Origin of the sequence: Paucibacter sp. KCTC 42545 (assembly GCF_001477625.1) — a bacterium.
Lineage (GTDB): Bacteria > Pseudomonadota > Gammaproteobacteria > Burkholderiales > Burkholderiaceae_C > Paucibacter_A.
The window spans coordinates 1,784,327-1,811,300 of sequence record NZ_CP013692.1; the positions used below are offsets into that span (position 1 = coordinate 1,784,327).

At 59.1% G+C, this 26,974-nt stretch carries 23 protein-coding genes, 1 pseudogene and 2 riboswitches; of the genes and pseudogenes, 20 read left to right on the forward strand and 4 right to left on the reverse strand.

Annotated elements, in window-relative coordinates; translation table 11 throughout:
- The first annotated feature begins 3 nt into the window (after positions 1–3).
- The 4 genes from AT984_RS07965 (at position 4) to AT984_RS07980 (ending at position 6,103) form a co-directional block, all read left to right on the forward strand.
- Positions 4–1,368: an APC family permease gene (locus tag AT984_RS07965; RefSeq protein ID WP_058722166.1), complete on the forward strand. Its 1,365-nt coding sequence runs from the start codon at positions 4–6 to the stop codon at positions 1,366–1,368.
- Positions 1,369–1,376: 8 nt separating this feature from the next.
- Positions 1,377–2,960 (forward strand): flavin monoamine oxidase family protein, encoded by a 1,584-nt coding sequence (locus AT984_RS07970; protein WP_058719643.1) that lies wholly within the window; start codon positions 1,377–1,379, stop codon positions 2,958–2,960.
- 152 nt (positions 2,961–3,112) lie between these two features.
- Positions 3,113–4,633, forward strand: a complete 1,521-nt coding sequence (locus tag AT984_RS07975; protein ID WP_197418275.1) for an aldehyde dehydrogenase family protein — start codon at positions 3,113–3,115, stop codon at positions 4,631–4,633.
- 39 nt (positions 4,634–4,672) lie between these two features.
- Positions 4,673–6,103: an amidase gene (locus AT984_RS07980; protein ID WP_058719644.1), complete on the forward strand. Its 1,431-nt coding sequence runs from the start codon at positions 4,673–4,675 to the stop codon at positions 6,101–6,103.
- A gap of 27 nt (positions 6,104–6,130) precedes the next feature.
- On the opposite strand, the gene AT984_RS07985 is transcribed toward AT984_RS07980, so the two are convergent.
- A complete protein-coding gene (locus tag AT984_RS07985; RefSeq protein ID WP_058719645.1) occupies positions 6,131–6,847 on the reverse strand; it encodes a TetR/AcrR family transcriptional regulator in 717 nt (238 codons plus the stop codon).
- A gap of 155 nt (positions 6,848–7,002) precedes the next feature.
- Between AT984_RS07985 and AT984_RS07990 the strand changes: the two genes are divergently transcribed.
- The gene (locus tag AT984_RS07990) at positions 7,003–8,367 is read left to right on the forward strand and encodes a glutamine synthetase family protein (RefSeq protein ID WP_082679863.1); all 1,365 of its coding nucleotides are present in this window, start codon (positions 7,003–7,005) and stop codon (positions 8,365–8,367) included.
- Between the two features lie 45 nt (positions 8,368–8,412).
- Positions 8,413–9,702, forward strand: a complete 1,290-nt coding sequence (locus tag AT984_RS07995; protein ID WP_058719646.1) for an NAD(P)/FAD-dependent oxidoreductase — start codon at positions 8,413–8,415, stop codon at positions 9,700–9,702.
- A 403-nt stretch (positions 9,703–10,105) separates the two neighbouring features.
- On the opposite strand, the gene AT984_RS08000 is transcribed toward AT984_RS07995, so the two are convergent.
- The gene (locus AT984_RS08000) at positions 10,106–11,227 is read right to left on the reverse strand and encodes a hypothetical protein (protein WP_082680310.1); all 1,122 of its coding nucleotides are present in this window, start codon (positions 11,225–11,227) and stop codon (positions 10,106–10,108) included.
- Positions 11,227–11,865: a Cap15 family CBASS effector gene (locus AT984_RS08005; RefSeq protein ID WP_058719647.1), complete on the reverse strand. Its 639-nt coding sequence runs from the start codon at positions 11,863–11,865 to the stop codon at positions 11,227–11,229. The genes AT984_RS08000 and AT984_RS08005 overlap by 1 nt, the downstream gene beginning before the upstream one ends.
- An 886-nt stretch (positions 11,866–12,751) precedes the next feature.
- On the opposite strand from AT984_RS08005, the gene AT984_RS08015 reads away from it, so the two are divergent.
- The 12 genes and pseudogenes from AT984_RS08015 to AT984_RS22430 all read left to right on the forward strand — a co-directional run bounded on the left by AT984_RS08015 (position 12,752) and on the right by AT984_RS22430 (position 21,190).
- Positions 12,752–13,456 carry a hypothetical protein gene (locus AT984_RS08015; RefSeq protein ID WP_058719649.1) on the forward strand — a complete coding sequence of 235 codons (705 nt, stop codon included), beginning with the start codon at positions 12,752–12,754 and terminating at the stop codon, positions 13,454–13,456.
- Positions 13,449–13,646 (forward strand): hypothetical protein, encoded by a 198-nt coding sequence (locus AT984_RS23940; RefSeq protein WP_156421936.1) that lies wholly within the window; start codon positions 13,449–13,451, stop codon positions 13,644–13,646. Before AT984_RS08015 ends, AT984_RS23940 begins: the two co-directional genes overlap by 8 nt.
- A 411-nt stretch (positions 13,647–14,057) precedes the next feature.
- A riboswitch (cyclic di-GMP riboswitch) is annotated at positions 14,058–14,161 on the forward strand.
- Between the two features lie 208 nt (positions 14,162–14,369).
- Positions 14,370–15,215, forward strand: coding sequence for an HlyD family efflux transporter periplasmic adaptor subunit (locus tag AT984_RS08020; protein WP_197418276.1), 846 nt, complete (start codon positions 14,370–14,372; stop codon positions 15,213–15,215).
- 109 nt (positions 15,216–15,324) lie between these two features.
- Positions 15,325–15,474 (forward strand): hypothetical protein, encoded by a 150-nt coding sequence (locus AT984_RS08025; protein WP_156421938.1) that lies wholly within the window; start codon positions 15,325–15,327, stop codon positions 15,472–15,474.
- Positions 15,475–15,855: 381 nt separating this feature from the next.
- On the forward strand, positions 15,856–16,320 hold the full coding sequence (locus tag AT984_RS22895; protein ID WP_156421939.1) for a hypothetical protein: 465 nt from the start codon (positions 15,856–15,858) through the stop codon (positions 16,318–16,320).
- 177 nt (positions 16,321–16,497) lie between these two features.
- A pseudogene (locus AT984_RS22900) lies at positions 16,498–16,854 on the forward strand (IS481 family transposase); the annotation flags it as partial.
- Positions 16,855–17,099: 245 nt separating this feature from the next.
- The gene (locus tag AT984_RS08035) at positions 17,100–17,417 is read left to right on the forward strand and encodes a hypothetical protein (RefSeq protein ID WP_156421941.1); all 318 of its coding nucleotides are present in this window, start codon (positions 17,100–17,102) and stop codon (positions 17,415–17,417) included.
- Positions 17,410–17,694 carry a tyrosine-type recombinase/integrase gene (locus tag AT984_RS22420; protein ID WP_082679864.1) on the forward strand — a complete coding sequence of 95 codons (285 nt, stop codon included), beginning with the start codon at positions 17,410–17,412 and terminating at the stop codon, positions 17,692–17,694. Before AT984_RS08035 ends, AT984_RS22420 begins: the two co-directional genes overlap by 8 nt.
- Positions 17,695–18,020: 326 nt before the next feature.
- Positions 18,021–18,124, forward strand: a riboswitch (cyclic di-GMP riboswitch).
- A 73-nt stretch (positions 18,125–18,197) separates the two neighbouring features.
- A complete protein-coding gene (locus AT984_RS08040) occupies positions 18,198–19,487 on the forward strand; it encodes an HlyD family secretion protein (protein WP_058719654.1) in 1,290 nt (429 codons plus the stop codon).
- A gap of 94 nt (positions 19,488–19,581) precedes the next feature.
- On the forward strand, positions 19,582–19,758 hold the full coding sequence (locus AT984_RS22905) for a hypothetical protein (RefSeq protein WP_156421942.1): 177 nt from the start codon (positions 19,582–19,584) through the stop codon (positions 19,756–19,758).
- Positions 19,759–19,809: 51 nt separating this feature from the next.
- Positions 19,810–20,658, forward strand: coding sequence for a CPBP family intramembrane glutamic endopeptidase (locus AT984_RS22425; RefSeq protein WP_197418277.1), 849 nt, complete (start codon positions 19,810–19,812; stop codon positions 20,656–20,658).
- A gap of 28 nt (positions 20,659–20,686) precedes the next feature.
- Positions 20,687–21,190: a cysteine peptidase family C39 domain-containing protein gene (locus tag AT984_RS22430; RefSeq protein ID WP_082679866.1), complete on the forward strand. Its 504-nt coding sequence runs from the start codon at positions 20,687–20,689 to the stop codon at positions 21,188–21,190.
- Here AT984_RS22430 and AT984_RS08045 read toward each other — a convergent pair.
- Positions 21,183–22,309, reverse strand: a protein-coding gene (locus AT984_RS08045; RefSeq protein WP_442952168.1) for an IS3 family transposase whose coding sequence is annotated in 2 segments (ribosomal slippage) — positions 21,183–22,066 and positions 22,066–22,309 — 1,128 coding nt in all. Because the reading frame shifts where the segments join, the coding sequence is not laid out codon by codon here. The genes AT984_RS22430 and AT984_RS08045 overlap by 8 nt on opposite strands.
- Here AT984_RS08045 and AT984_RS08055 point away from each other — a divergent pair.
- Both AT984_RS08055 and AT984_RS08065 read left to right on the forward strand, forming a co-directional pair.
- A complete protein-coding gene (locus AT984_RS08055; protein WP_197418278.1) occupies positions 22,308–24,065 on the forward strand; it encodes a peptidase domain-containing ABC transporter in 1,758 nt (585 codons plus the stop codon). The genes AT984_RS08045 and AT984_RS08055 overlap by 2 nt on opposite strands.
- Positions 24,066–24,534: 469 nt before the next feature.
- Positions 24,535–26,823, forward strand: a complete 2,289-nt coding sequence (locus AT984_RS08065; RefSeq protein ID WP_082680311.1) for a hypothetical protein — start codon at positions 24,535–24,537, stop codon at positions 26,821–26,823.
- Positions 26,824–26,974 lie beyond the last annotated feature (151 nt).

Genomic DNA, 26,974 nt, shown 5'->3' on the forward strand with positions numbered 1-26,974 from the left:
ACCATGAGCAGCGAAAACGACAGCAGCCAGAAAGGCCAGCTCAAGCGCGCCCTGAGCTATCGGGACTTGGTCTTTTACGGCCTGGCCTATACCGCGCCGGTCGCGCCCTTGACGATGGCGGGCTTTGTTTGGGAGGAGTCGCGCGGCCTGATCGCCCTGGCCTATCTGCTTGGGGCCTTGTGCGTCTACTTCACGGCCAGCAGCTATGCCGTCATGACCCGGGCCATGCCCAGTGCGGGCTCGGTCTACGGCTTTGCGGGCCGCACGATGGGCCCTTTTGCCGGCTATCTGGCCGGTTGGATGATTCTGCTGGACTACTTGCTGGTGCCGGCCTTCACCTATGCGCTTTGCGCGGTCAGCCTGGAGACGCTGCTACCAGGCGTTGACCGGGGCACTTGGGTCGTCATCTCGGTGCTGGCGACTTTCGCCGTCAACTGGTTCGGCATTTCAGTGACCTCGCGCGTGAGCTTGTGGTCGGTGGTCTTGCAACTGATGCTGCTGGCCGGGGTGCTCGTGATCTGCCTGTTCGCTTTGCTGAAAGGGCAGGGGAGCGGCGCGCTGACCCTGGCGCCGTTCTACACGCCAGCGCAATGGGACGGCACGGCCGTGCTGGCCGCTACCTCGGTCTGCGTGATGAGCTATCTGGGCTTTGACGCTGTGTCCACCTTGGCCGAGGAGGTCAAGGATGGCGACACCCGCGTGGTCGGCAAGGCCATCCTGACCAATCTGGCCATCACGGTGTGCTTGTTTGTGCTGAGCGGTTGGGTGCTGGGCAATCTGCTGCTTGGCTTCGAAATGCAGGACCCCGCACGCCTGATCTACGACCTTTTGGGCGCCATGCTCGGCCCACAGGCCGCCATTGCGCTGGCCTGGTTCCTGGTCATTGTGGTGGGTGTTCCCAATGTGCTGCCGATGCAGGTGGGTGTGGCCCGCGTGCTGTTCGCGATGGGGCGTGAGCACACATTGCCGGCGGTCTTGGCCAAGGTTCATCCGCGCAATGGCAACCCCTATATGGCCATGATTGTCTCGACCGCGGTGTCCCTGGCCATCGCCTTGCTGATGCGGGATCGCATCAGTGAGCTGGCCATGTTCATCAGCGTTGGCGCGCTGACCGGCTTCATGTTTGTGCATCTGTCCGTGCTGGTGCAGTTCGGTCGCCATGCCGGGCGCCGTTGGTGGGCCCATGTGGTGGCGCCAATGGTCGGCATCGCCACCATTCTCACCATCCTGACCCATCTCGGGCAGATGGCCTTGACCGTCGGCGGCGTCTGGTTGCTGCTCGGCCTTCTCTATCGACTGTTGTCTCGAAGCGGGCTGCCCGGGGCAACGATCGCCAACCCCGCCGAGCCCGCGCAGAAGAACGTTTAGGAGTCAAGATGGTTCGCAATCCTTTGATGCAAGCCCTGGTGAACGTGATGGACGTGGCGCGCGTGCGCAACGAGCATGGTGTGTCCAACCGGGAAGCGCAGGCGCTTCTGATCGAGCGCCGCAAACTGCTCAAGACCGCAGCAGCCGGTTCCGCCGCCATGCTGGGCACAACCCCGCTATTGGCTACGGCCACCGCAGAGAAGCGGCCACGGCGCGGTGTGGCGCCTGTCACGCCGCCGCGCATCGTGGTGGTTGGGGCTGGCTTGGGCGGCTTGGCTGCGGCCTACGAGTTGAAGAAGGCCGGCTTGACCGCCACGGTTTATGAGGCGTCTGATCGATTGGGTGGGCGCTGCTGGTCAAACACCACCGCGTTTCCCGGCCAGGTCGCCGAGAACGGCGGTGAGCTGATTGACACCGCTCACCGTGAGTTGCGCGGCCTGGCCCGCGAACTGGGCCTGGAGCTGGACGACTTGGCGGCCTTTGATACGGCCCAGGGCGGCGAGCTCACCTTCTGGATTGCCGGTGGCCGCTACACCTGGGACGAGCAGGTGAATGACTTTGCTGCCTGCGCCGCGCAGTTTGACGCCGACAACAAGGCCGCGCCATTCCCGCAGACTTATCAGCAATACACGCCGCGCGGCTGGGAGCTGGACCATATGTCGGTCACCGACTACATCAGCCGTTATGTGCCGGGCGGCCTGAGCTCGCGGCAGGGGCAGCTGCTGCAGGTCTTGATGGATGCCTCAGCCGGCGTGGCGGCGTCCAAGGCAAGCGCCTTGGATCTGGTGGGCTTCTTTGCACCCAGGGGCTCGGACGAGCGCTTCCACATCCGCGGTGGCAATGACCTTTTGGTCAAGGGCATGGCGGCAAGACTGGACCCGGCGCAGATCCGCACAGGACATGCGCTCACCGCAGTGGAGCGCAACATAGACGGTACTTACAAGCTGTGCTTCACTGTTGCGGGCCAACGCCTCAGCGTACTGGCCGACCATGTGGTCTTGGCCTTGCCCTTCTCGATCTTGCAGAGTTCGGTGGACTACAGCCGTGCGGGCTTCGATGCCAGGAAGGTGGCCACCATCCAGAATTTCACGATGGGCATGCACACCAAGTTCCAGCTGCAGTTCAATCGGCGCATCTGGCGCGAGCAGGGCTATACCGGCCTGAGCGATAACGACAGTGGCGGGTACCAGATCAGCTGGGAAGTCACCCGCGCCCAAGCCGGCACGGCGGGCATTTTGACCAGCTTCACCGGTGACAAGGCAGCCGTGGCGATGAATGACCGGCCCATCGCCCAGAAGGCCGAGGCCATGCTCGACAGCTTGAACCTGGTCTTTCCCGGCATCAAACCGCTATGGAATGGCAGGGCCTTGCTGAACTACTGGCCCGGCAATCCCTGGAGCAAGGGCGCTTATGGCGCACACCCGGTGGGCAGCTACACCGCCCACTACGGCTATGCCGGCGTGCGGCAGCAAAACTGCCACTTCGCTGGCGAACACGCCTCTGTGCTGCACTCCGGCTTCCTCAATGGCGCGGTGGAAACCGGCCAGAACTGCGCCCGGGCCATTCTGGCCGACCTGCGCGGCGCGGGCTGACGTGCGGCTGGTTTCGGCGGCCTCTTGATGCAGGGGAGGGCGCGCGTCTCCCTTGCGCGTCAAGGCCGCCGCTGCTGCCTGCGCCTCACCCCGCCATGCATCGCATTGCCCTCATAGCCGCCTTTGGCTGATCCCACTTTTTTGAATCTCATATGTCAATGAACTGCGACCCGTTTGATGCGCGCCAAGCCCAGGTCTATCTAGCAGGCGCTTACCTCGCGCCCCTGTCTGAGCGCTTCAAGACCTCGATCAACCCGGCCACGCTCGAGCCGCTGGGCAACTACCCGCTCTGCGCCGAGGCGGATATTGAACGCGCCGTAGTCGTGGCGCAGCGCGCCCAACGCGAATGGAAGCGCACCGATACCCAGACCCGCGCGGGCCTGCTGCATGCGGTGGCGCAGGCGATTGAAAGCTCCCCCTTGCGGGCTGAGTTGGCGCAGCTCTTGTGCCGTGAGATGGGCAAGCCCTACCCGGATGCCGCGGGCGAAATCTCGCTCTGTGCATCGGTGTTTCGCTACTACGCCGAAATGGCGCGCGACGATGGCGGCAAGGTGGCCGGAACCAACCAGACCGGTTCCTTCCAGTACATGCGCTACGAGCCTTATGGCGTCTCGGTTCACATCCTGCCCTTCAACTACCCCTTCTTGCTGATGTGCTGGACCGTGGCCGCCTCTCTGGCGGCCGGCAACGCCTGCATCATCAAGCCGGCCGAGGCGACATCGCTGGCCACGCTGCGCTTCATGGCCTATTTCGAGGCGCTGCCGCCCGGCTTGATCAGCTGCTTGCCTGGCGATGGCCAAACCGCCCAGGGCTTGATTGCTTCGCCAGGCACTCATGCCGTGGCGTTTACGGGCAGTGTGGCGGCTGCCCGTGCCGTCGGAGCTGCTTGCGCCGAACGCATGAAGCCCTGCGTGCTGGAAGCAGGTGGCAGCGACCCGATGATCATCTCGCGCCACGCACCGATCGAGATTGCTGCGGCGGGCTGCGTCAACTCGGCCTTTCTCTTGAGCGGCCAGGTCTGCACCTCTTCGGAGCGCTTCTTTGTCGTGGACGAGGTGCATGAGGCCTTTGTGGCCGAGTTCGCCCGCCGTACCCGCCAATTGCGTGTGGGTGATGGCATGGGCATGGCGGAGATCGGGCCGCTGGTCAGCCAGGCGGCGCGCGACAAGGTGGCGCGTTTGGTGGCGGAGGCCGTCAGCCAGGGCGCGCGGGTGGTCTGCGGCGGCCGCATTCCACCCGACTGGCCGAACGGCTGGTTTTATGAGCCCACCATCCTCACCGACGTCACCCCACAGATGGCCATCATGCGCGAAGAATGCTTCGGCCCGGTGGCGGCGATCTGCCGCGTGGCCGACTTTGACGAAGCCTTGCGCCTGGCCAATGACAGTGAATTCGGCCTGGGCGCCTCGGTCTTCACCACCAATCTGGCCGAGGCCATGGAGGCGGCCGATCGGCTGGAGTCCGGCATGGTCTGGATCAACAACCCGCTGATCGACAACGACGCCTTGCCCTTTTCCGGCGCCAAGATGTCCGGCCTGGGCTGTGAGCTCGGCCGCTTCGGCCTTGACGCGTTTCGCCGCACCAAGATGGTGGTGCTGGACCACCAACCCCGCATCCATGACTGGTGGCTGCCTCGCCCGGACGAGGCATTTATCTCGTCCCAGCAAGGCTGAGCGCAGGCCATTTCTCATTCTTTCCAAACGAAAACAGCCATGTACAACGCAAACACATATTTGAGCGCCACCGAATTGCTGGCAAGGTTCAAGGCCGCAACCCTGGATCCGGTGAACTATCTGGAAACCGTTCTGGCTACCGCGCACAGCCAGCAGTCCAGCGTCAACTGCGCGGCCGGCATCTTTGCTGAGGAGGCTCGCGCCCGAGCACAGGAGTCAAGCCGCCGCTACCGTGCCGGGCAAGCCCGGGCGCTGGAGGGTGTGCCCGTCATCATCAAGGAAGAAACCGCCGTGGAGGGTTGGCCCCGGCCGATGGCGTCCTTGGTCTTCAAGGACCGGATTGCGGCCGAGAACCACCCCATCGTGGACAAGCTGCTCGAGGCCGGCGCTATTCCCTATTTCCAGGCCACCAATCCGGAGTTCTGCGTGCTCGGTCACACCTGGAGCAAGATGTACGGGGTGACAGGTAACCCCTGGTCCTTGGCCCATTCCTGTGGCGGCTCCAGCGGTGGCTCTGGCGCGGCTTTGGCAGCCGGCGTGGCGCCGCTGGCCACAGGCAGCGATATGGCGGGGTCCATCCGCATTCCCTCGTCGCTGTGCGGTGTGTACGGCTTCAAGCCACCCTTTGGTCGCCTGGCCTGCACCCCCACGGACGAGTACTTTGTTCAGGCCGTGGAAGGCCCGATGGCACGCACTTTTGACGATCTGGTGTTGATGCAAAACGTGCTGGCCGGCCCGCATCCCAAGTCCTATACGACCTTGCCCTACACGCCCTTGCCGACGACGTATGGCGATTTGAGCGGCATGCGCATCGCCTACAGCCCGGCCTTTGGCCACCCGGCCTTGGCTGCCGACGTTCGCCGCAATCTGATGCAGGCGCTTGATGGCTTGCGTAGCCGTGGGGCTGTGGTCGAAGAAGTCACGCTGGACTGGGACTTAGAGCGCATCAACCAGGTCTTGCTCGACGGCTTGCGCGCCATCTTTGTCGATGAGTTCATGCTGAACATCCCGCAATCCGAGACCGATAAGCTGTGCAGTTATGTCAATTTCTTGCACGACAAGGGCAAGGACAAGAAGGTATCCATAATGCCCAGCGCCATCCTGGCCCAACAATTGCACCGCGATATGCAGGCAAAGGTCTGGGGGCAGGGCTACTCAGCCTTTGTCTGCGCCACCATGCTGAGCAGCGATCTGCCCGCCGATCAGGACCCTGTGCTGGAGCCTATGCTCAAGCTTGATGGCCATGATGTCGATGCCTACCTGGGCTGGGTGCTGACGCCGGCCTTCAACTTGCTCAATCGCTACCCGGTGCTGGCTGCGCCGACCGGGCTGTCGGACATTGGCGTCCCCACCGGGATGCAGATCGTTGCCAATGCCTATGACGACGAGACCGTGTTCCGGGTTGCTGCCAACCATGCGCTGGCCGGCACTTCGCGCCTCTTCATCGATCAGTTTCCACCCGCGGCTTGATGGGGCTAAGCCGCGCTGATGCAGGCTTCAGCTGATGCTTGCTGAGGGGAGGGCGGCCTTGTTCTTCACAAGCGTGGCGGCCCGTTCTCTTTCATTCATCAGCAGCATATTGGTCACTAACGCGTACTGACAAACGCGGTGGTGGTCTTCGTAGAGTGTGGCGTTGGCGGGGTCGCGCAAGATCGATTCGATCAAAAGGTAATGATCCAGAATCGTCAAGGTGCGGGCCACGGCCATGCACTGCTCAGTGCTGACGTGCGGGACCAGGCAGTGGATGGCATCCGCTAACAGGCCATTCACCTGTACATCGATATCGTCTTCCAGGGCCTTCAACTCGGGCACCGAGGACAGCAGCGAGATCAAACCACTCACGCCGGGCACCTGCTGGTACAGGGGCTTGACCACCTCGTAGACCATGGTGAGGTAGCGGAACAAGTCCTTGCAACCGGTCAGGCTGGGGTGAATCCCGGCGATGGCGTCTTTGATCTGCTCCAGCCAACGGCTGGCCAGGGCATGAAGCACGGCCTCTTTGTTGGGGAAGTATTCGTACAAACCACCGACCGAGAGGCCCGCTGCGGCGGCGATGCGTTTGGTGGTTAGCTTGGCCAAACCGCCTTGCTCAATCTCGGTGCCAGCTGCGGCCAAGATGATTTCGATGGTCTTGATGCCGCGCTCCTGTTGAGGAATGCGGCGCTTGCCGGGCGGCTTGTGAGCAGGTCGTGTGATGGGGACGGGTTGATCCACTGCGAGGGTGATTCCGAAAGAAATTCAGATGAATAACGACACCGGGGGCAAGCACCTAATTTTACCACGCAGGTGCCCTGAGAAGATGTGCCTGACTACCCTTGCTACGGTCCTGTACGCCCCGCCAATGAGGGGCAATTTTTTGGAGACGATTCATGGCTGATGCGCCAGCGAACCCGCTGTCCCGGACGGCGTTGGAAAAAGAGCCCTATGTGCGATTTGCCGTCACCGACATCGACGGCGTCTGCCGCGGCAAGCACCTCAGCGGCGAGAAGATGGCCAGCATGTTGGAGGGCGGCGGCACCATTGCCAGCGCGGTGTTCGGCTGGGACATCGAGGACCGTCTCTACGACCGCGTCAGCTTCACCGGCTTTCACACCGGCTTCCCTGACATTGGCTTGCGGCTAGACCCCAGCACCGCGCGCCAGCTGCCTTGGGATGATGGCCGTTGGTTGATCCTGGGCGAGCATGTGCAGGCTGATGGCCAGCCCTTGCCGATCTGCCCGCGCCAGGTGCTCAAACGGGTGCTGGCAAAGGCCGAGCGCATGGGCTTCACGGCCCAGGTCGGGGTTGAGTTCGAATGGTTTGTGCTGGCGGAAACCGAGCTGTCGGTGCGCCAGAAGGGCTATCGCGACCTGCTCACCGCCACCCATGGCGCCACCAACTACTCGCCATTTCGCATCGATGCTCAGCAGGCGTTTGTGCGCGACTTGTTCGCCAGCCTGAACGCCATGGATGTGCCGCTGGAGGCTTTGCATACCGAAGCCGGCCCCGGCAATTTTGAGGCCGCGATCCGCTACACCGAGGCTTTGCAAGCGGCCGACCGTGCGGTGCTATTCAAGGAGTCGGTGCGTGAGATTGGCCGCCGTCACGGGCTCTTGAACACCTTCATGGCCAAGTTCTCGGTGGACTATCCCGGCTGCGGCCAGCACCTGCACCAAAGCCTTTGGCGCGATGGCCGCAATGCCTTCCATGATGCCAAGGGCGCGGCCGGCATGAGCGACACCATGCGTCATTTCATCGCTGGTCAGCTATACGGCCTGCCACAGTTGCTGCCGATGTACGCGCCCTTCATCAATAGCTACAAGCGCTTGGTGGACAACAATCTGGCGCCGGTCAAGCCGACCTGGGCGATCGATAACCGCAATGCCTCGCTGCGGGTGATCCCCGGCGCGGCTTCATCGCTGCGGCTGGAGACGCGCAGTGCTGGTGCTGGTGCTGACGCCAATCCCTACCTCGCCATTGCAGCGGCACTGGCCTCGGGCCTCTATGGCATTGAACATCAGCTCGCGCTTGAGCTGCCGGCAGTCAACGGCGCCAATCACGGTGCGGAAGACGTGCAGCGCCTGCCCGCCACCCTGGCCGAGGCCACGGCCGCGATGAGCCAATCCAGCCTGGCCAAAGAATTGTTCGGTCCAGAGTTCGTGAATCACTTTGTTGAAACCCGCCAGTCAGAAGTGGCGCGCTTCAATCAATGCGTGACGGATTGGGAGCTGGCGCGCTATCTCGAACTGGCGTGAATTGGCTCGATGCTTACTTGGCCTAACGACAAAACTACTCTCCCTATGCAAGCAAAAGTCACGCCGTCTTACTACAACGCTACGCGAAACTCAGACCGGCGCTATCCCACGCTCGAGGGCGAAATTCGCGTGGATGTGGCCGTTATCGGCGGCGGCTTCACGGGTGTGGCCACCGCGCTGGAGCTGGCTGAACGCGGCCGCAAAGTGGCTTTGGTGGAAGCGCAATCCATCGGCTGGGGACAGTCGGGCCGCAACGGCGGCCAGGTGACCGGCAGCCTCTCGGGGGACGGTGCCATGCGCCGCCAATTGCTGCGGCAAATGAGCGAGCAGGCGGCCGACGACTTCATCTGGATGCTGCGTTGGCGCGGCCACGACATCATCCGCCGCCGCGTGCAGCAATACGGCATCAACTGCGATCTCAAGATGGGCCATCTGCACGCGGCCTACACCCCCAAGGCCATGGGTGAGTTCAGCCGTGCCCATGCCGAAATGGTTCGCCGCGGGATGGCCGATGAGGTGGAGTTGGTGCAGGCCAAGGACATTGGGCGTTTTCTCGATACGCCGCTTTACCACGGTGGCATCTACAACCGCCGCAATATGCATCTGCATCCGCTCAATCTTTGCTTGGGCGAGGCGCAGGCATTGACCGATTTGGGTGGGTTGGTTTTCGAGAATTCCCCAGTGCTGGAAATCGTGCATGGCGCCACGCCTTCGTTGCGCTTGCCCCAGGGGCGCATCGTTGCGGATCAAATCGTGCTGGCCGGTGATGTCTATCACCAGCTGGAGCAGCGCAAGTTGAGCGGCATGATTTTTCCGGCGCCTGGCGGCATCGTCACGACCGAGCCTTTGGGCGCGTTGGCAAGCCAACTCAATCCGTATGACCTGGCGGTCTATGACAGCCGCTTTGTGCTCGACTACTACCGCATGACGGCGGATGGCCGTTTGCTCTTCGGTGGCGGCGCCAACTATTCAGGTGAACCTTCGCGCGACCTTGCCGCGGAGCTGCGCCCCTGCATCGAGCGCACATTTCCGCAATTGCGCGGCGTGGCGATCGACTACCAGTGGAGCTGCAATATGGGCATCGTGATCAATCGCATTCCGCAGCTCGGCAAACTGGCCCCCAATGTGTTGTTCGCGCAGGGCTATTCTGGCCACGGCCTGGCCACGTCCCATATCGTCGGTGAGGTGATGGCGGCCGCCGTGATGGCCGAGACCGAGACCTTCGACGTCTTCCAGCGCTTCAACCATGTCCGCGCGCCGGTGGGCGATTGGCTGGGGCGCAAGATGCTGGCTTTGGGGATGTGGTACTACCTGCAGCTTGAGCGATTCCGCTGAGCCTAGTTGTTGGCGACGCTTAAAATTTATCGAAACCAAGTACTTCGGGTTCGCTGTTGCGTTTACTTTCCCAGGAGAAGCTGCGAAATCCACGCAAAATCCGTTGCAAATCACAAAACCGGCTCAGCGTTGCGTTTGCTTTTGCTGAATTTTTGAACGACTAGGTGTTCGGACGTTTGGGTGTTGCGTTTGCTTCGGCGGGCGCAACGCAAGTCTAGCGACTGACGACTGAGGTGAGTCCTGATCTGTTGGGGCAAGACGCTTCGGAGCTTCTATCTCGCGATTCGAGCGCAGCGCCCCCCGCCGATGGCACTGCCGCTAACCCGTGATGAACTCGATCTGGAGCGGGGCTGACCGCAGGCTGCCGCCGCCTCGAAGATGGCTGAAGCCCAGGAGTTAGAGGTCAAGCCGCCAGCTTGCTGATCGCTTGGCGCTTGTCGCTCATGAGGTACTGCGCCAAATAGGCGGGAGTGTGTTCCGCATAGACGGCGTCCAGCAACTCGTCCATGTCGCGCGACAGGTCGTTCAAGCTGCGCAGCTTCTCGTTCGTATCGAAGATCAATCGGCTGCCGTCGGGCACGTACAAGGTCTTCGCCACGCCGTGATTGCAGGCGAGGTAGTCGAGATGCCGCTGCGTCTCGGCAAGGATCGAGAGTTCGTAGAAGGATCCAAGGCGCAAGGCCTTCATGTCTGCGTGGTACATGGTCGAAGCGATGTCGAAGCTGGGAAGCGTGATGTTCCGGTCAGAGTCAGCTTTGATGTTCTTGCACAGGCGAATCGCCTTGCGCAGGCCTCCGCCGATCTTGTCGCAGCGCGCGCCAATCAGCTCGATGTGGCGGAAGGGCTGATTCTCGATGGTCTTGCTGGCCTTCTTGTCGAGAATTTTTGTGCCTCGATCTGAGGCCAGGCCAGTCAACTGATATTGCGCGGTATCGAACCAGACGGCGGGGACAACGTCCACGTCGCGGGCCAGCGAGCCGCCAGAAATCTTGACAGCCTTCGCACCGGTCTTGTCCACTTTGGCCGCGGAAAAGGCGTCGGCCAAGTCGGTTTCGACGTGGCCACGAAGTTCGATCAGAACCTCCAGCGCCGTACGTTTTGCCGGATTGCAGTACTTGCCATGCAGCGCTTTGAAGCCCTTGACGTCGTACGAGAACAGTTCGCTGGCCAGCGTCAGCAGGTCGACGTCGCTGACGCCCTTGATGTGAACGTCGAGCGGAACCGAGCCTTGCAGCTCGAACTCCGCGACGATGCCGCGCTTCGCTAGACGGTCCTTTAGCTGGTTGGCGACGCGAAACGCCGTTTCCTTGCTCACCTTGGTGTAGGTGTCACTGACGGCTTGCATAGAGCCTAGTGCGTAACGGGTGTGAGGCTGGTCCGCCTTGCCGCGGGACTCCCACAATTCGACGGGCAGTGCAGACTTGGCAAAGAGCGAGTCCAGCGTAAACCCCTCATTGACGGTGCCGCCAGTTCCGTCGCGGCGCGTGCGCAATTGCTGCAGTCGTTGATTGATATCGCGCGCCATCATTGCCTCCGGGTCCAGGTCATCTTGCCGAACGTTGCCCGCCCCACACCATTGAAGTACTCAGCGGTGGCGGATTTGAGATCCTTAGAGAACGTCGCGCTGCAAGTGCCGACGTGCGAGTTCAGCTCGGGCTCGCCGATCCTTGGGTCGTTTCGGTATTGGTAGAGCAGCAGCCAGCCATCAACGCTGTCATGGGTCAGCGCGGCTGCCATGCTGTTCGAGCCCGACTGCGAGGTCTTTAGCCGCACACGCAGCTTGTCCCAGCACTGAATGATCGTGACCTCGGCCGTCCACGCGTAGGTGATCTTGCCGTCACGGTCCAGGGTTTCACCCTTGCAGTCCCAGGTGCCGGCCAAGTTGGGTACCTTGAGCAGCGCTGACAGCGGCCGCCATTTCCAGGCGTGGTTCTTGAGGAGCCAGAAGAGCACCGTGTAGACCGCGCCGGCTCCGACCAACGACAAGACGATCGGCGGCAAATTGACATCCAAGCCCATCGTCTGGGCGTAGTTCTGTGCCTGCAGCAGCACGAACACCAGCCCGGCGGAGATCGAGCTGGAGAGGATGGCCAGGTAGCGGCCGATGCTGGCACGGTTCACTCCGCCCAGCACGGCGTATTCATGGTCGTTAGTCGGCGTCAAGCTTCATTCCCGGATCGTTGTTGTTTGGGCGGGCGGCTTACTACTGGGTCAACCGAAGAAAGCACGTCAACGTCAAAAGGACCCGCCAACATCGGCAGGTTTGGATTTCGGGGCGCGCAATCGGACTCCAACCCCCATGAATGCGGGGGGCTGATCGATTTACTAAGCGGAGCTTCAGCAGACCTGTCCGCCGCCAGATTCAGGACGACGGCATCCAGTCCACGCGGCGCGCCAAAACTTCGGTGTGGACGTACAGCGCGTCGATGAAGCTTAGCTTTCGCTTGTGGGTCGAAGCAGCCAAGCCGCCGGCATTTCGGAAGACCTTCAAGGTGGGCGGGGGGGGGGCGCTAGGTGCATCTGCTGGGTGATCAACTCATTGACGCGCCGACGCGCGGTACGCTTCCGCGTTCGCCGGGGCGGCGGCCGGCTCCGTCCAGCCGACTGAAGCCGAGGCGAACTACCATCGGTAACTCGCAAATCCGGCTAAGCCAGACTGGCTCGCACCAACCGACCTCCGCAGAAGCCGGGGCAGTCCACCCAGGCCCGGGGCATGCAGAGTTTGCAGGCAGGCCTACAGCGGCGCTGAGGCGTGCGCACTGACTAAACTGCGCCGTATCATGGTCGCCCAAAGAATGGCAGCAATTGCTCAGCGCCATAGTCTTCGGGGTGAAGGGGGAGCGAGAAAATACTGGCTATGCCCAAATCTCATTTTCTCGAATGCACTGAGCTAGAGCGGCAGCTTCTAGCCGAAGGGGTGCCGGTTGCGTCGCTTGTGGCGTCTTCAGAGACCTTCATATTCTCAGCGCATGGTGTTCGCATACACCTTGAAGTCGATTTTCACGACGGCCGCTGCACACATGCGACCAACCTACTGCGTCGACGTCTCATGACGCTGTTTTTCATCGCAGCATGGAAGGTTTTGGACATGGCGGTAGAGCTAGCCCTGTGCAGGGTTACGACGATAAAGGTGCCGTTTCAGGCTTCAGCAAAGATCAAGGCGCTTCGCACTCATCTCGGTGGCCAGATGACGGAAATTTCACAGCTCGTCTGGGATGCATTGGTAGCTCTGTACGAGGCTACGGCGGAAATCCGGAACGCCTTGATCCATCGTCGGGTGCAGAGCGTTGATGGGACCTTGCACACATCGATGAACAATGGCTCAGCTCTCCCCCCTCTCTCTGGCCTGCAGCAGGTCAGGTTTTGCGAACTCATCCAGAGAATGAGTGATGCAATAGAGCGCGGACGCATGACGCCTCGCGAGGAGCGTCAATGCATGTTCCTGCTTTGGGAACTCCGAGACGTCCACGGGCTCCAAACGATATCGGCCACCGACCGAAGTTCTATCGCGCGGGTGAAATACGTCCTTCCGGAGGATCGTCGGGTTCCCGTGGCGGCCATCAAGGATCGCATGAACTCGGTCAAGCCTGGCTGGACAGGTATCGACTTAGAACTGGAGGACCACCAGAGTGGCTTGTCCTACTTGGCGGATCTGGAGCAAGTCGCAGACGATGTGGTCATGATCGACGTTCAAAAGCTGCCCGCCTGGCTCAAGCCCCGTATGGTTCCCCCAGCATGCGACGAGAATGCTTAACGGCCACGAGATTCATGTTCCAACTCTGGCGCTCGACAAGGCTGAGCGACCATCAACCCAGGCGCTTGCGCGCGCCCAAACTGTCCGCCATCACGCTGAAATGACTGTTCGGGATACCGCAGGATCCAACTTGAGCAATCAAGTGGACCTCAAGATCGTGCGCGACAACCTTGGGCACTCCAACATTTGACCACAAACACCTATGTCCATGCCGAGGACGATGCCCGCCATGATGCGACGTCGGAGGCTCATCGAGCGGGGTGGCAACAAAACTGAAGAGGCGCAACTGCAACTCTCAAGCTCCTTGCATTGGCGAATGGGCCCGACTTGGCAATCAGTGCTGTGCAACTGGGCTGCTGACCGGCCCAAGTCTGTCGCCGCCGCCTAGTTACGACCTCGCTGAGTTACCGTTCCTTGGATTGAGTGCTGCTATACCACATGGCGACATATTCTGATACCCCCTCGATGTGGGGCCTACCAAGTTTTCAGCTCGACAGTTAGATTGGCCGCCGGATCAGCACTTCATGAACAAAGTCATGGATTGCCAACAAAGTTGCATTGGCAGCTTTGGGATCAAAACAAGGCCGATGCCTTTTAGGGTGGGCCTGAATCGCAAACCCGGCGTGAGCCGGCGACGCAAAGCCTCCGGTGTTGGAGGGTTCCGTTTTAAATACGGGACCTTCGCAAGATAGCGGGGTTGCCGGTCTGAGTTCCTCAGGCCGTCATCAAGCTCAGCGTTAGTCGGCCCGCCTTCGAATCCTTTGAGGGTTCAGAGAGCATGGCTTTGACGCAAGCGTTGTTCAGGCAAGAGGTGATGCAGGCCAGCCAAGCTCAATGGCTCGGCAGTATTCGCATTGGCCGGCCACCCAGTTTTGCATGGGTCACCGGTATCTCGCTGAGCATGGCGTTGGCCTTGGTCACCTTTGCCATCTTTGGTGAAGTCACCCGCAAGGCCAAGCTACCGGGCTTGTTGATGCCCACTGCCGGGATGCTGACCGTCAGCGCCCCACAAGTCGGTGTCGTAACTGAGTTGCTGGTCAAGGAAGGCGATTGGGTCGCTGCGGGTCAGCCAGTGATACGGCTGCGAAGCGATCGCACAACGTCGCAGGGTGACGCGGCAATCCTCAACGCCCAGGCCTTGGCTCAGCGCCGGCAAACGCTAGAAACCGAGCGGATGCTGACGCAACAGCAGCAACGTCAACGGCAGCAAGCGCTCAATGATCGACTGCGCAGCTTGGCCGCCGAAGAGCGTCAAGCCAAGGCTGAGTTGGAAACCAATCGCTTGCGAGCCGGATTGGCGGCCAAGAGTCTGACCCGCTACGTCGAATTAGAGAAAGACAGCTTTGTCTCGGCCGTGCAACTGCAGCAGAAGCAGGAAGAACTGCTGGACGTGCAACTGCGTGAACGCAACGCCGAGCGAAGTTTGGCAGCCCTGCAGCGCGACATTCAAGCGGCAAAAGCAGAACTGCTCAACAACGAAACCAGCAGCAGCACCAGCCTGACTCAAATTGATCGTGGGCTGGCAAGCCTCAGCCAGGAATTCACCGAAAACGATGCTCGCGGCGGATTGACGCTCACCGCACCCCAGGCAGGCCGGGCAGACGCTCGCGAACTTGATTCCAGAAATTGCGCAGCAAGGCGCCTCAGCGTTGGAAGCTCAGCTTTATGCGCCGAGCCGAACGGCGGGTTTCGTCAAACCTGGCCAGGTTGTCTGGCTGCGCTATGCGGCCTACCACTATCAGAAGTTCGGGATGGCTGAGGGCGAGGTGCAAAGCATCAGCCAAACGCCCATTGCCGCGCAAGATTAACCGGTAGGTCAAGGACAGGCTTTGCTCACAGCGGCGCAGGTAACCCTCTATCGGATTAGCGTGAAATTGAAGAAGCAGGCCATCAATACCTGCGGCAATACCCAAGCCCTGAAAGCTGGCATGGCGTTGGATGCGGATGTGATGCAGGACCGCAGGAAGGTTTGGGAGTGGGTGTTGGAGCTGGTGTTGGCTGCATTGGTAAGAATTTAGCTTTTAACAAAACAATCGATAGGACTCGTAATATTAGGCGCTGTGCCTAAAGCGGGAACCGGGCGCCCGGAATCTGCCTGGAAACTTGGAAATTGGTATGCAAGTATTGACTTTTGAGCAGACGAATGAAGTGAATGGTGCGAATCTGGCGTCCGCCGTAACTGCGGCAGGAGTAACTGTCGGAGGAGCGCAAATTGGCAGCTACCTGGCTGGGGCTCGCCTTGGCGCAACTCTTGGCTCTGCCGCAGGTCCAGTCGGTGCAATCATAGGAGGAATGGTGGGCGCCGGTTCGTATTATGTCTACAAGGTTTATGTAAGGTAATATATTAGCTTGACGGCGCACACGTGCGCCGTCGGTTGAATTTTAATCCGGAGTGTTTGATGTCAAAGAGATCAATTTCAAATATTTCCTGGGGATTGTCGCTTGGGCGACGACTTCTGCTTTTTCAATCTTTCAAGCAGTTTACTTCTTGGGCAGCTTGCTTGGCGCTAACTATTTTTTTTTCAAAACTAATTTTTGACTACATTTCGGTTGACATTGAATCTCCTGTTGTATTCGTAATGCTGATCGGCCTTGGGTCATTGGTTTCTGTTGTGATCGCGTTGCCAGCTACTTTTTCATTTAATAGAGATGACGCTGCCGCTTTGGATATATTTTTCGAAAACGTTAAATATCTTGGGTATGTTGATGTCGGCGATGTTGAGCCTCTGGTTTTTTGTCAAAAGGGGCCCAGTTTTCTAAGGTGGGACGAGAGCGATGTATATGTATATTTAAATAGTGAAACTGTAACCGTAACAGGTCCCTACTCAATTATTCGCCGCCTTCGAGCACAGTTGCATAAATGAAGCTACACCTCCAATCAGACTCCAGCGAAGGCGCCCTTGCCAGCCTCGCCATGATCTGAGACCGTTGCATAACTGTTGGATTCCAGGAGATCATGTCCCCACTCGAAGCTGGCCGCTGCTTCGAGCCCGTAGCATCATGCTTGGCGTGATCGATCCAAATTTCAACCTGGCTTTCCTTTGACCCGCATCCACCCTCAAGCCCGCACAACGCCGCTGGTTCGTGCCGAGATCAGGGCTTCTCAAGAATCCATCGCCGAACTGGTTCGGCGCTACAACATCACCAAGGCCACAGTTCGCAAATGGAAGGGCCGTGAGGCGCCTGCCGACCTGAGCCACCGCCCCCACAAGCTTTGCACGACCCTGTCTGCCGGCGAAGAGGCTGTCGTTGTTGCATTGCGCCGCATGCTCTTGCTGCCACTGGATGATCTGCTCGTCATCACGCGTGAATTCATCAACGCCGAGGTCTCGCGTTCGGCGCTCAATCGTTGCCTGGTGCGGCACGATGCCGGCAATCTGCGAGCCTTGCGTGCTGAGCTCAATCCGGCTGACCGTAAGCTCCCCTGTCAAGTAGACAGCCGATTACTGGAATCTGCGGCAGTGGTTGCAGGTCACATCGTCGGGTGCAGAGCGTTGATGGGACCTTGCACACATCGATGAACAATGGCTCAGCTCTCCCCCCTCTCTCTGGCCTGCAGCAGGTCAGGTTTTGCGAACTCATCCAGAGAATGAGTGATGCAATAGAGCGCGGACGCATGACGCCTCGCGAGGAGCGTCAATGCATGTTCCTGCTTTGGGAACTCCGAGACGTCCACGGGCTCCAAACGATATCGGCCACCGACCGAAGTTCTATCGCGCGGGTGAAATACGTCCTTCCGGAGGATCGTCGGGTTCCCGTGGCGGCCATCAAGGATCGCATGAACTCGGTCAAGCCTGGCTGGACAGGTATCGACTTAGAACTGGAGGACCACCAGAGTGGCTTGTCCTACTTGGCGGATCTGGAGCAAGTCGCAGACGATGTGGTCATGATCGACGTTCAAAAGCTGCCCGCCTGGCTCAAGCCCCGTATGGTTCCCCCAGCATGCGACGAGAATGCTTAACGGCCACGAGATTCATGTTCCAACTCTGGCGCTCGACAAGGCTGAGCGACCATCAACCCAGGCGCTTGCGCGCGCCCAAACTGTCCGCCATCACGCTGAAATGACTGTTCGGGATGCCGCAGGATCCAACTTGAGCAATCAAGTGGACCTCAAGATCGTGCGCGACAACCTGGGGCACTCCAACATTTCGACCACAAACACCTATGTCCATGCCGAGGACGATGCCCGCAATGATGCGACGTCGGGGGCTCATCGAGCGGGGTGGCAACAAAACTGAAGAGGCGCAACTGCAACTCTCAAGCTCCTTGCATTGGCGAATAGGCCTGACTTGGCAATCAGTGCAGTGCAACTGGGCTGCTGACCTGCCCAAGTCTGCCGCCGCCGCCTAGTTACGACCTCGCTGAGTTACCGTTCCTTGGATTGAGTGCTGCTTTACCACATGGCGACATATTTTGATACCCCCCTCGATGTGGGGCCTACCAAGTTTTCAGCTCGACAGTTAGATTGGCCGCCGGATCAGCACTTCATGAACAAAGTCATGGATTGCCAACAAAGTTGCATTGGCAGCTTTGGGATCAAAACAAGGCCGATGCCTTTTAGGGTGGGCCTGAATCGCAAACCCGGCGTGAGCCGGCGACGCAAAGCCTCCGGTGTTGGAGGGTTCCGTTTTAAATACGGGACCTTCGCAAGATAGCGGGGTTGCCGGTCTGAGTTCCTCAGGCCGTCATCAAGCTCAGCGTTAGTCGGCCCGCCTTCGAATCCTTTGAGGGTTCAGAGAGCATGGCTTTGACGCAAGCGTTGTTCAGGCAAGAGGTGATGCAGGCCAGCCAAGCTCAATGGCTCGGCAGTATTCGCATTGGCCGGCCACCCAGTTTTGCATGGGTCACCGGTATCTCGCTGAGCATGGCGTTGGCCTTGGTCACCTTTGCCATCTTTGGTGAAGTCACCCGCAAGGCCAAGCTACCGGGCTTGTTGATGCCCACTGCCGGGATGCTGACCGTCAGCGCCCCACAAGTCGGTGTCGTAACTGAGTTGCTGGTCAAGGAAGGCGATTGGGTCGCTGCGGGTCAGCCAGTGATACGGCTGCGAAGCGATCGCACAACGTCGCAGGGTGACGCGGCAATCCTCAACGCCCAGGCCTTGGCTCAGCGCCGGCAAACGCTAGAAACCGAGCGGATGCTGACGCAACAGCAGCAACGTCAACGGCAGCAAGCGCTCAATGATCGACTGCGCAGCTTGGCCGCCGAAGAGCGTCAAGCCAAGGCTGAGTTGGAAACCAATCGCTTGCGAGCCGGATTGGCGGCCAAGAGTCTGACCCGCTACGTCGAATTAGAGAAAGACAGCTTTGTCTCGGCCGTGCAACTGCAGCAGAAGCAGGAAGAACTGCTGGACGTGCAACTGCGTGAACGCAACGCCGAGCGAAGTTTGGCAGCCCTGCAGCGCGACACTCAAGCGGCAAAAGCAGAACTGCTCAACAACGAAACCAGCAGCAGCACCAGCCTGACTCAAATTGATCGTGGGCTGGCAAGCCTCAGCCAGGAATTCACCGAAAACGATGCTCGCGGCGGATTGACGCTGACCGCACCCCAGGCAGGCCGGGTGAGCGCCATCACTATTCATCTTGGACAGCCGGTGCAGGCTGGGCAGACGCTCGTGAACTTGATTCCCGAAACTGCGCAGCAAGGCGCCTCAACCTTGGAGGCGCAACTCTACGCGCCGAGCCGAACAGCGGGTTTCGTCAAACCCGGCCAGGTTGTCTGGCTACGCTACGCCGCCTACCCCTATCAGAAGTTCGGCATGGCGGAGGGCGAGGTGCAAAGCATTAGCCAAACGCCTATTGCAGCGCAGGATTTGCCGGTCGGTCAGGGGCAGGCATTACTCACTGCGGCGCAGGCCAATGAACCTCTCTACCGAGTTAGTGTGAAGTTGAAAAAGCAGGCAATCACCACCTATGGCAACACGCAGCTGCTCAAGGCAGGCATGGCGCTTGACGCGGATGTACGCCAAGAAAGCAGAAAGATTTGGGAATGGTTGCTTGAACCAATTATTTCTGTGGCAGGTGGAAAATAATCTGAGCCATAAGGCGAAATCCATATATTGGAACTCGCCTTAAGCATGGAGCGGAACGCCCGGCCGTTATCGGGCATATGTGAAAGGTAGAGAAATGAAAGTTCTGAGCGATTCGCAACTTGATAATATTCCTTGCGGTGAAGTTGGCGCAACTCGTATGGGTGATGATTATCACTATACGGGTAAAGTCAACTCCCGCGATGATTTGATTCAATGCCTCGGCGCTAATGGCCGAAATTGGTTAGAAGCTTGGTATATTTGCCTCTTCTAAGTCGTGCGGCATTAAAATTAAGTGGCCGCGGACATGCGGCCACATTTTTGCATGAAAAAGATTATTTTTTCTACGGCGAAGATTGTTGCTTGTATGGCAACATTTGTCGCGATATTTACTTTTTTGATCTGGAGCTCTCATTGCATTGCTGACGCTTTTGTAAACCTAGTTGGGTCGGAGAAAGTAAGTTACCTCTATAGGACTGCAATTTTCTTTGTGATTCAAGCTGCAATCTCAGGCGCAATATTTATTCTGTATAAAAAATCATCGTTCTTTCAATTAAAAATCTACAGTCGACCGTTGAATTTCTTCTCAAATGAAGCCAGTGCTTCGAATTTCATTCTGGCTATCCTGCCGGTAATAGCATTCCCCTTCATTTGTATTGTTTTTGCATTGGTTTCTCGGAATGATATTGAAATCAATAGCGTCATGCGCTGGCAGCTCCTTCCAATATCGCTGGCAATAATAATCAGTGCTGCTGCAATAGAGGAATTTCTATTTCGAGGGGTGTTATTAAGATTAATGTTGCAGCACTCAAATTTGTCAACGCCAGCTTGCATATTTTTCCAATCTATAGTTTTTGCACTATTTCACGGGGAGGCAGCCAGGTCCCATTATCCAATTTTTATTGATCTATTATTCGTGGGCCTATTCTTGGGCTTAGCTTATCGGGCGAGCCATAGATTATGGGTTGCGATTTTACTTCATTCTTGGTCAAACATCTGGTCCGGACTGCTTACAGGTGGCAGTAAAGTTTGGTTTGCGGGCCCTTTATTAAATATAGGCGTGAATGAATTTGTAGTGGTGAAGCGGTGCGCAATTGTTGTATCCATTTTACTTTTATTGCGACTATTGCGAAATGCAAGCTTAGTCTCTTCAAATATAAAATCTACCTCCTAAATTCCAAACTTACCAATGCGTCACCTCAATGCTTAAAATAAGCATCCAACTTCAGCAAGAAACTAGCGAATGCGGGCTAGCATGTCTGGCCATGATTAGCAGCGCATATGGGGCAGCGGTAAATCTTTCCGATGTTCGCCGGCGATTTCCGCTTGGTACTAAAAAAGGAACCAACTTCAATCAATTGACTGGCTACGCTGCTGAATTTGGGTTTTCGGCTCGTGCTTTAAGACTCGAACTAGAGGAACTGAAAGAGCTACAGACACCCTGTATCCTTCATTGGGACTTAAATCATGCTGTAGTGCTCAAAAGCGTCCGCAAGAAGTCTGTCGTGCTCCTTGACCCTGCCGTTGGTGAGAGGAATTTGTCGATGGCTGAAGTTTCTCGCCACTTCACCGGCGTAGCTTTGGAGTTGAGCCCCAATGGGGAGTTCAAGTCCCAAGCTTCGGCGCCAAAAGTGTCATTGCGAGCCTTTGACCTGCCCCCTCCCGCCGTACCAGCCATGCGGAAGTCCCGGTTGAAGGTTACTTGATCTCGTTGCGTGTAGCCGGTGGCGCCTGGTTCTTGGTGCGGTGGCGCTGCGCGAACTCGGCCGGCGGTATCCGACCCAGGCTGCTGTGCGGCCTCACCTCGTTGTAGTCCTGCCGCCAGATGGCGATCTCCGAGCGCGCCTGCGGCAGCGTCTGGAACCAGTGCTCGTTCAAGCACTCGTCGCGGAACTTGCCGTTGAAGCTCTCGATGTAGCCGTTCTGCATGGGCCGCCCTGGCTGGATGAGGATGTGCCGCACGTCGTGAGCTTGCGCCCAAGCGATGAAGGCCCGGCAGGTGAACTCCGGCCCGTTGTCGGTTCTCACCGCCGCAGGGTAGCCCCTGAAGATCGCGGCCCGGTCCAGCAACCGCGTCACGTACTGGCCCGAGATGCCGTAGTCCACGGCGATGTCCACACACTCGTGCGTGAAGTCGTCGGCCACAGTCAGGCACTTGATACGCCGGCCATTGGCCAGGCTGTCGGAAACGAAGTCCATGCTCCACACCTCATTGACTCGGGTCGGCACGGTGAGCGGAACGCGCTCGCTGGCTGCCCGTCTGATCTTCTTGCGCTTGCGCACCGCCAACTGCGCCTGGCTGTACAACCGATAGACGCGCTTGTGATTGACGCCTGGGAACTGTGGGCGCAGCAGGTCATGGATGCGGCGATAGCCGAAGCGGCGCCGCACCTGTGCGATCTCGACGATCTTGGCGCTGAGTTGCTGCGTGGCCTCATCGACCACGGGCGGGTTGCGATAGCTGTCTCTGGAGAGCCCCACCAGGCGGCACGCGCGGCGTTCGGACAGATGGTGCTGGGCAATCATCTGGGTCGCCGCGTCGCGCCTGACCTGCGGGGCTAGGGCTTTACGCCGAAGACGTCCTTGAGCGCGTGGATGTCCAGGTGGGCCTCTGCCAGCAGGCGCTTGAGCTTGGCGTTCTCGCCTTCGAGCTCGCGCAGTCGCTTGGCATCCGTGGCCTGCATGCCGCCGTACTTGGCCCGCCACTTGTAGAACGTGGCGTCGCTGAAGCCGCCTTGCCGGCACAGCTCCTTGATCGGCATGCCGGCCTCGGCCTGCTTCAGGAACCCAATGATTTGTTCCTCAGTGAATCTGCTCTTTTTCATGTCCATCATTCTCCTGGTTGATGGACTTCCTCTCCATTACGCTGGTACGGCTGGGAGGGTGCAGGTCACCTTGACCGGCAAGGTGATGGGCCTTAAGCGCTCGCTCCTGCAAATCTTCGCCGTGGCCGTGGTGCTGGAGATGTTTGCTGTTCTTGCGCCCTTGTTCAACCAGATGGTGGTGGATGATGTGCTCACGTCGGGTGACCGCGATCTGTTGTCAGTGCTGGTGATCGGCTTCGGCTTGCTGCTGGTGGTGCAGACTGCTGTCGGGCTGGCCCGGTCTTGGATGGTGATGGTCTTGGGCCAGACCTTGTCCTTGCAGTGGATGGGCAATGTGTTTGCTCATCTGGTGCGTTTACCCGTGGACTTTTTTGAGAAGCGGCACTTGGGCGACATCACCTCGCGCTTCGGCGCCGTCAGTGCCATTCAAAAGACTTTGACCACGGCCGCCATTGAGGCGGTGCTGGATGGCCTGATGGCCGTGGCCGCGCTGGTGATGATGCTGATCTATGCGCCCACGCTTTGCGCGGTGACCGTCACAGCCGTCGTAGGTTACGGCCTTCTGCGCTGGGCGGCCTACCGACCCTTCCGCGATGCCGCAGCCGAGCGCTTGGTGGTGGCCGCCAAAGAAAACACCCATTTCCTGGAAACCCTGCGCGCCATCACCCCGCTCAAATTGTTCGGTCGGGAGGAAGAGCGCCGTGCCCGTTGGCAGAACCTGATCGTGGATGTGCAAAACCGCGATGTGCGCACGGCCAAGATGAGCATTGGGTTTTCGACGGCCAACACTTTCATCTTTGGTCTGGAGAACCTGCTGGTGCTGTGGCTGGGTGCCAAGCTCATCATGACGGGGCAGCAGGCTGGGGCTGTGACCATGACGGTGGGCATGCTGTTCGCTTACCTCAGCTACAAGGGCCAGTTCACGGGCCGCGTGTCGGCCCTGATCAATTACGCCGTGGAACTCAAGATGCTGGGCCTGCATGCGGAGCGCCTGGCCGACATTGCCTTGGAGCCGCCCGAGAAGGACGACGCGCCTGCCAACGATTTGCGGCACTTGTTGCCCAGCATCGAACTCAAAGACGTCAGTTTCCGCTACGGCGAGGGTGAGCCCTGGATTCTGCGCAATGCCAACTTCCGCGTGGAAGCGGCTGAGAGCGTAGCCGTCACCGGCCCTTCGGGCGCCGGCAAGACGACCCTCCTCAAGATTGCGTTGGGCCTGCTCAAACCCAGCGAGGGCGAGGTGCTTTTTGGCGGTATGCCGGTGCGTCAGCTGGGCCTGCAGAACTTTCGTCGGCAGATCGGCACGGTGATGCAGGAGGATGCTTTGCTAACGGGCTCACTCAGCGACAACATCGCCTTCTTCGATGTGCAGCCCGATCAGGCCCGAATTCAGGCCTGCGCGGAATTGGCGCAACTACACACTGACATTTGCCGCATGCCCATGGGCTACCAAACCTTGGTGGGCGACTTGGGCTCGGGTTTGTCGGGAGGGCAGAAACAGCGGCTCTTGCTGGCACGGGCCTTGTACAAGATGCCGCGCATCTTGGCTTTGGACGAAGCGACGAGTCATTTGGATTTGCAGAACGAGCGCACAGTCACCGCGGCCTTGAGCAACTTACCACTGACTCGATTGATCATCGCCCACCGACCGGAAACGATTGCCGGCGCGCAGCGGGTAGTGATCGTGCGTGAAGGACGGGTGATGGAACTTGCGAGAGCTGTGCCCGCCGCCTCTACTGAAACTTGGCAGGCTTAGTTCAGCGGCCACGATGCAGTCGGAATTCGGCGTAACACCGACCTCATCAAGGATATGACCTGATGAACAGCATCAATGAAACGGCGTACCCGCAGTTGCACGCCGACATGGCGGAGAAGGACCTTCTCGCGCTGTTCACACCCACCGTGAAAGAACAGTGATTCTTGAACGAGCCGTATCGCCGGTTGGGCCACTTGAAGATGATTGACATCGAAGAGCTTATCGCTGCTGACGACTGGCATCTGCGAACGGCGAGGGCAGGGCACCTTGCCGGTGCAGCCGATCTCGGATGTCAGCGTACGTGCGATAGAAGGCTAGCAACTTCGCCGTCCCGCCTAGCTCCGCTACTGCATGAATCATGGCCAGGTGACTGGCTACCCGAGCCGCTTCGTTGGCCTCTAGTTCGCGAACGCGTTCTTGGGTCGATTGAAGCTTCTCGGCTGTGGCTCGCGCTCCATCATGCCTCACCTTGCCCGCGAATCCGAATTTTTCAGCTTTCATCGAGCAAGCCGAGCAAATTGCCTCTGATGCCGGGTTCCACTGGGACATGCGGGTCAACGCAGCAGGAAACGCCGCCAAGGGGTTCGAGTGGGATCTCAGGCGCATGTCCAACGATGGCCGCCCGAAGAAACTCATCCTGCGTACGTTTACTGAGTGCGAGGATGCCCTTCAAGTGATGGAACGGAGAGGGATTCTCGACGGATCTCGACAGGCCGGCCCTGTTTCGAAAGCCTGGCAGGACCTCATCAAGGCGTACACGATCGAGCACGTGCGGGTGCGAAAAAAGAGTATTCCGTACATCAGCCAGGCAGCTGCTGCGCTTCGATTCGTCGCCACGATTTCTCGGCGGGAACCTTGGGAGACTACAGCCGAAGACCTTCGCCTTGCCTGCGAGATTTCGGACGAGCTCCAACCGTCTCGTGGCCGCACTATTGTCATCTTGGGGTTTATCTCAAGCGTCGTCGATCCGCTCCATTTGTTCAATGCCTGCCCATTGAGCGGTTTGCTCTCCAGGCCAGAAAAGATGCGGGCAGGACGGGCGCGCTTTGCTCAAACCACAAGGAAGCTGGCGAAGACCTTGGCAGAGCGGAAGGCCGAGGAGAAACTGCCGGAGCGCCGTGCGTTCTGGGAGCTTGTTCGAATCGTCTTCACCGAGAAGCCTCGCACCTTCAACGACGCGCTTCGCTTCGCAATGATCAAGGTGCTGCTGTTCACTGGCCTTCGTGTTGGCGAGGTCGCACACCTCCCGCTCGACTGGAAGCGGACTCGCGCTTACGTGGATGATTCGGGTCGCCCTGCTGGTGAACTTGGCGGGATTTCCGAAACCCTCTCAATCCGCCACTTCGCGGAGAAGCAGGACAACAACAAGCTCTACGAGGAAACGCAGTTCGTGCCGGACATGTTCCGAGAGCAGTTGGAGAGCACCCTGGACGAGATTGCAGCGTTGACGGCGCCGCTGCGGGCTACGCTCAAGGCGCAATATGAGTCTGGCCGTATCTTCCCGATGTACGCACCAGATCAGCTTGTTGATTCGGTCGAAATGTATGTCCGCATGTCGGGCAATCCAGTCTGGGCGGCGACACCTTCGGCTGAGGTTGAGGCCGCCATCTCCCGGTATGCCGATTCCTTTGATGCGCGCGACCTCGCTGATCTCCAGACGCTTCAAGCGTCTACCGAAGTGCTTTCGGCGGCGGTCAGTAGGTACTTCACCGCTGAGCGCCGAGGGCTCGGGCTCATTCCAAGGCGAGCAGACGGAAGCCGTCAGGATCGAGGCATCCGGGGAAGCTATCTGCGCATCTCTGAAGTTGAAGCATTTGTCGCAGCGCATCAGCCGACGAAGATTTCAGACTTGAGCCCCCTCCTTCTCGACAACGGCACCACCATTGCGCCCTGGGAAATGCTGTTCCTAATGCCGAAGAGGGCGGTTGGCGCTGGTCGAGGGGATACCGTCATAGACCCATTGTTGATGTCATCGATTGGCATTGCCGACGAGGCGCTGGTTCAGCTTGTGCTAGGCGCAGATGATCGAAAGGCCATTTCGCTGTTTACGATGTATGGTCAATCTGACGAAGACCGAAAGCTGAGCATCAAGAGCCACGCTTTCCGCCACCTTCAAAATACCGAGTTGTTCCGCCTCGGCGTTGCCGACACCATCATCTCCAAGCGCTTCAATCGACGAAGCGTGGCGCAGAGCTACGACTACGATCATCGCAGCCTGGCCGAGGAACTTGACCAGATCGAGCTCCCTGAGGAATGGGAACTCATGATCGGTCCAAGCAAGGCCGCAACGGTAGCCAAGATGATCCAGGCCGGGCGAGCCAACGGCCCCATCGTTCGTGAGTTCAAGAACATCCAGGCCAAGGAAGGCGACGAGGCGGCCTTGCGTTTCTTGGCAACCGAGGCCGACGGATTCCATGCAACGCCTTACGGTACTTGCCTGAACTCCTTTACCGTGGACCCTTGCCCCAAGCATCTTGAATGCTTCTCGGGCTGCCGGCACCTGTCAGCAACGAACTTGCCGGAGCACCAGGACAACATCCTGAAGCTGCACGGGCGGTTGAAGATTGCGCTGGAGAGCGCGCAGGCACGCCCCGATGGGACCGTGGGCAAGGCGAATCAGATCGCCCATGCGATGGAACGGATCAAGGGGGTGGAGGCCTTGATGACAACCCTGCCCGGGCAATCGGTTTTCCCGGACGGCAAGGATCTTTCGGAAACTTCTTCTACACAACGACAGAGCGTGCTACATGGTGCGTAGGACAAAGGATCCCTCTCACTCCGAACTGCGGGAGCTGCTGACGGACATGGTTGCCCGCGACGAGGACATCACCGCTCGCGCAGTAGCAAGATTGCATTCCTGCGTGAAAAACGCCAGCGATTTCACCCGGCACGTTGAGCGTCGGGGGTTG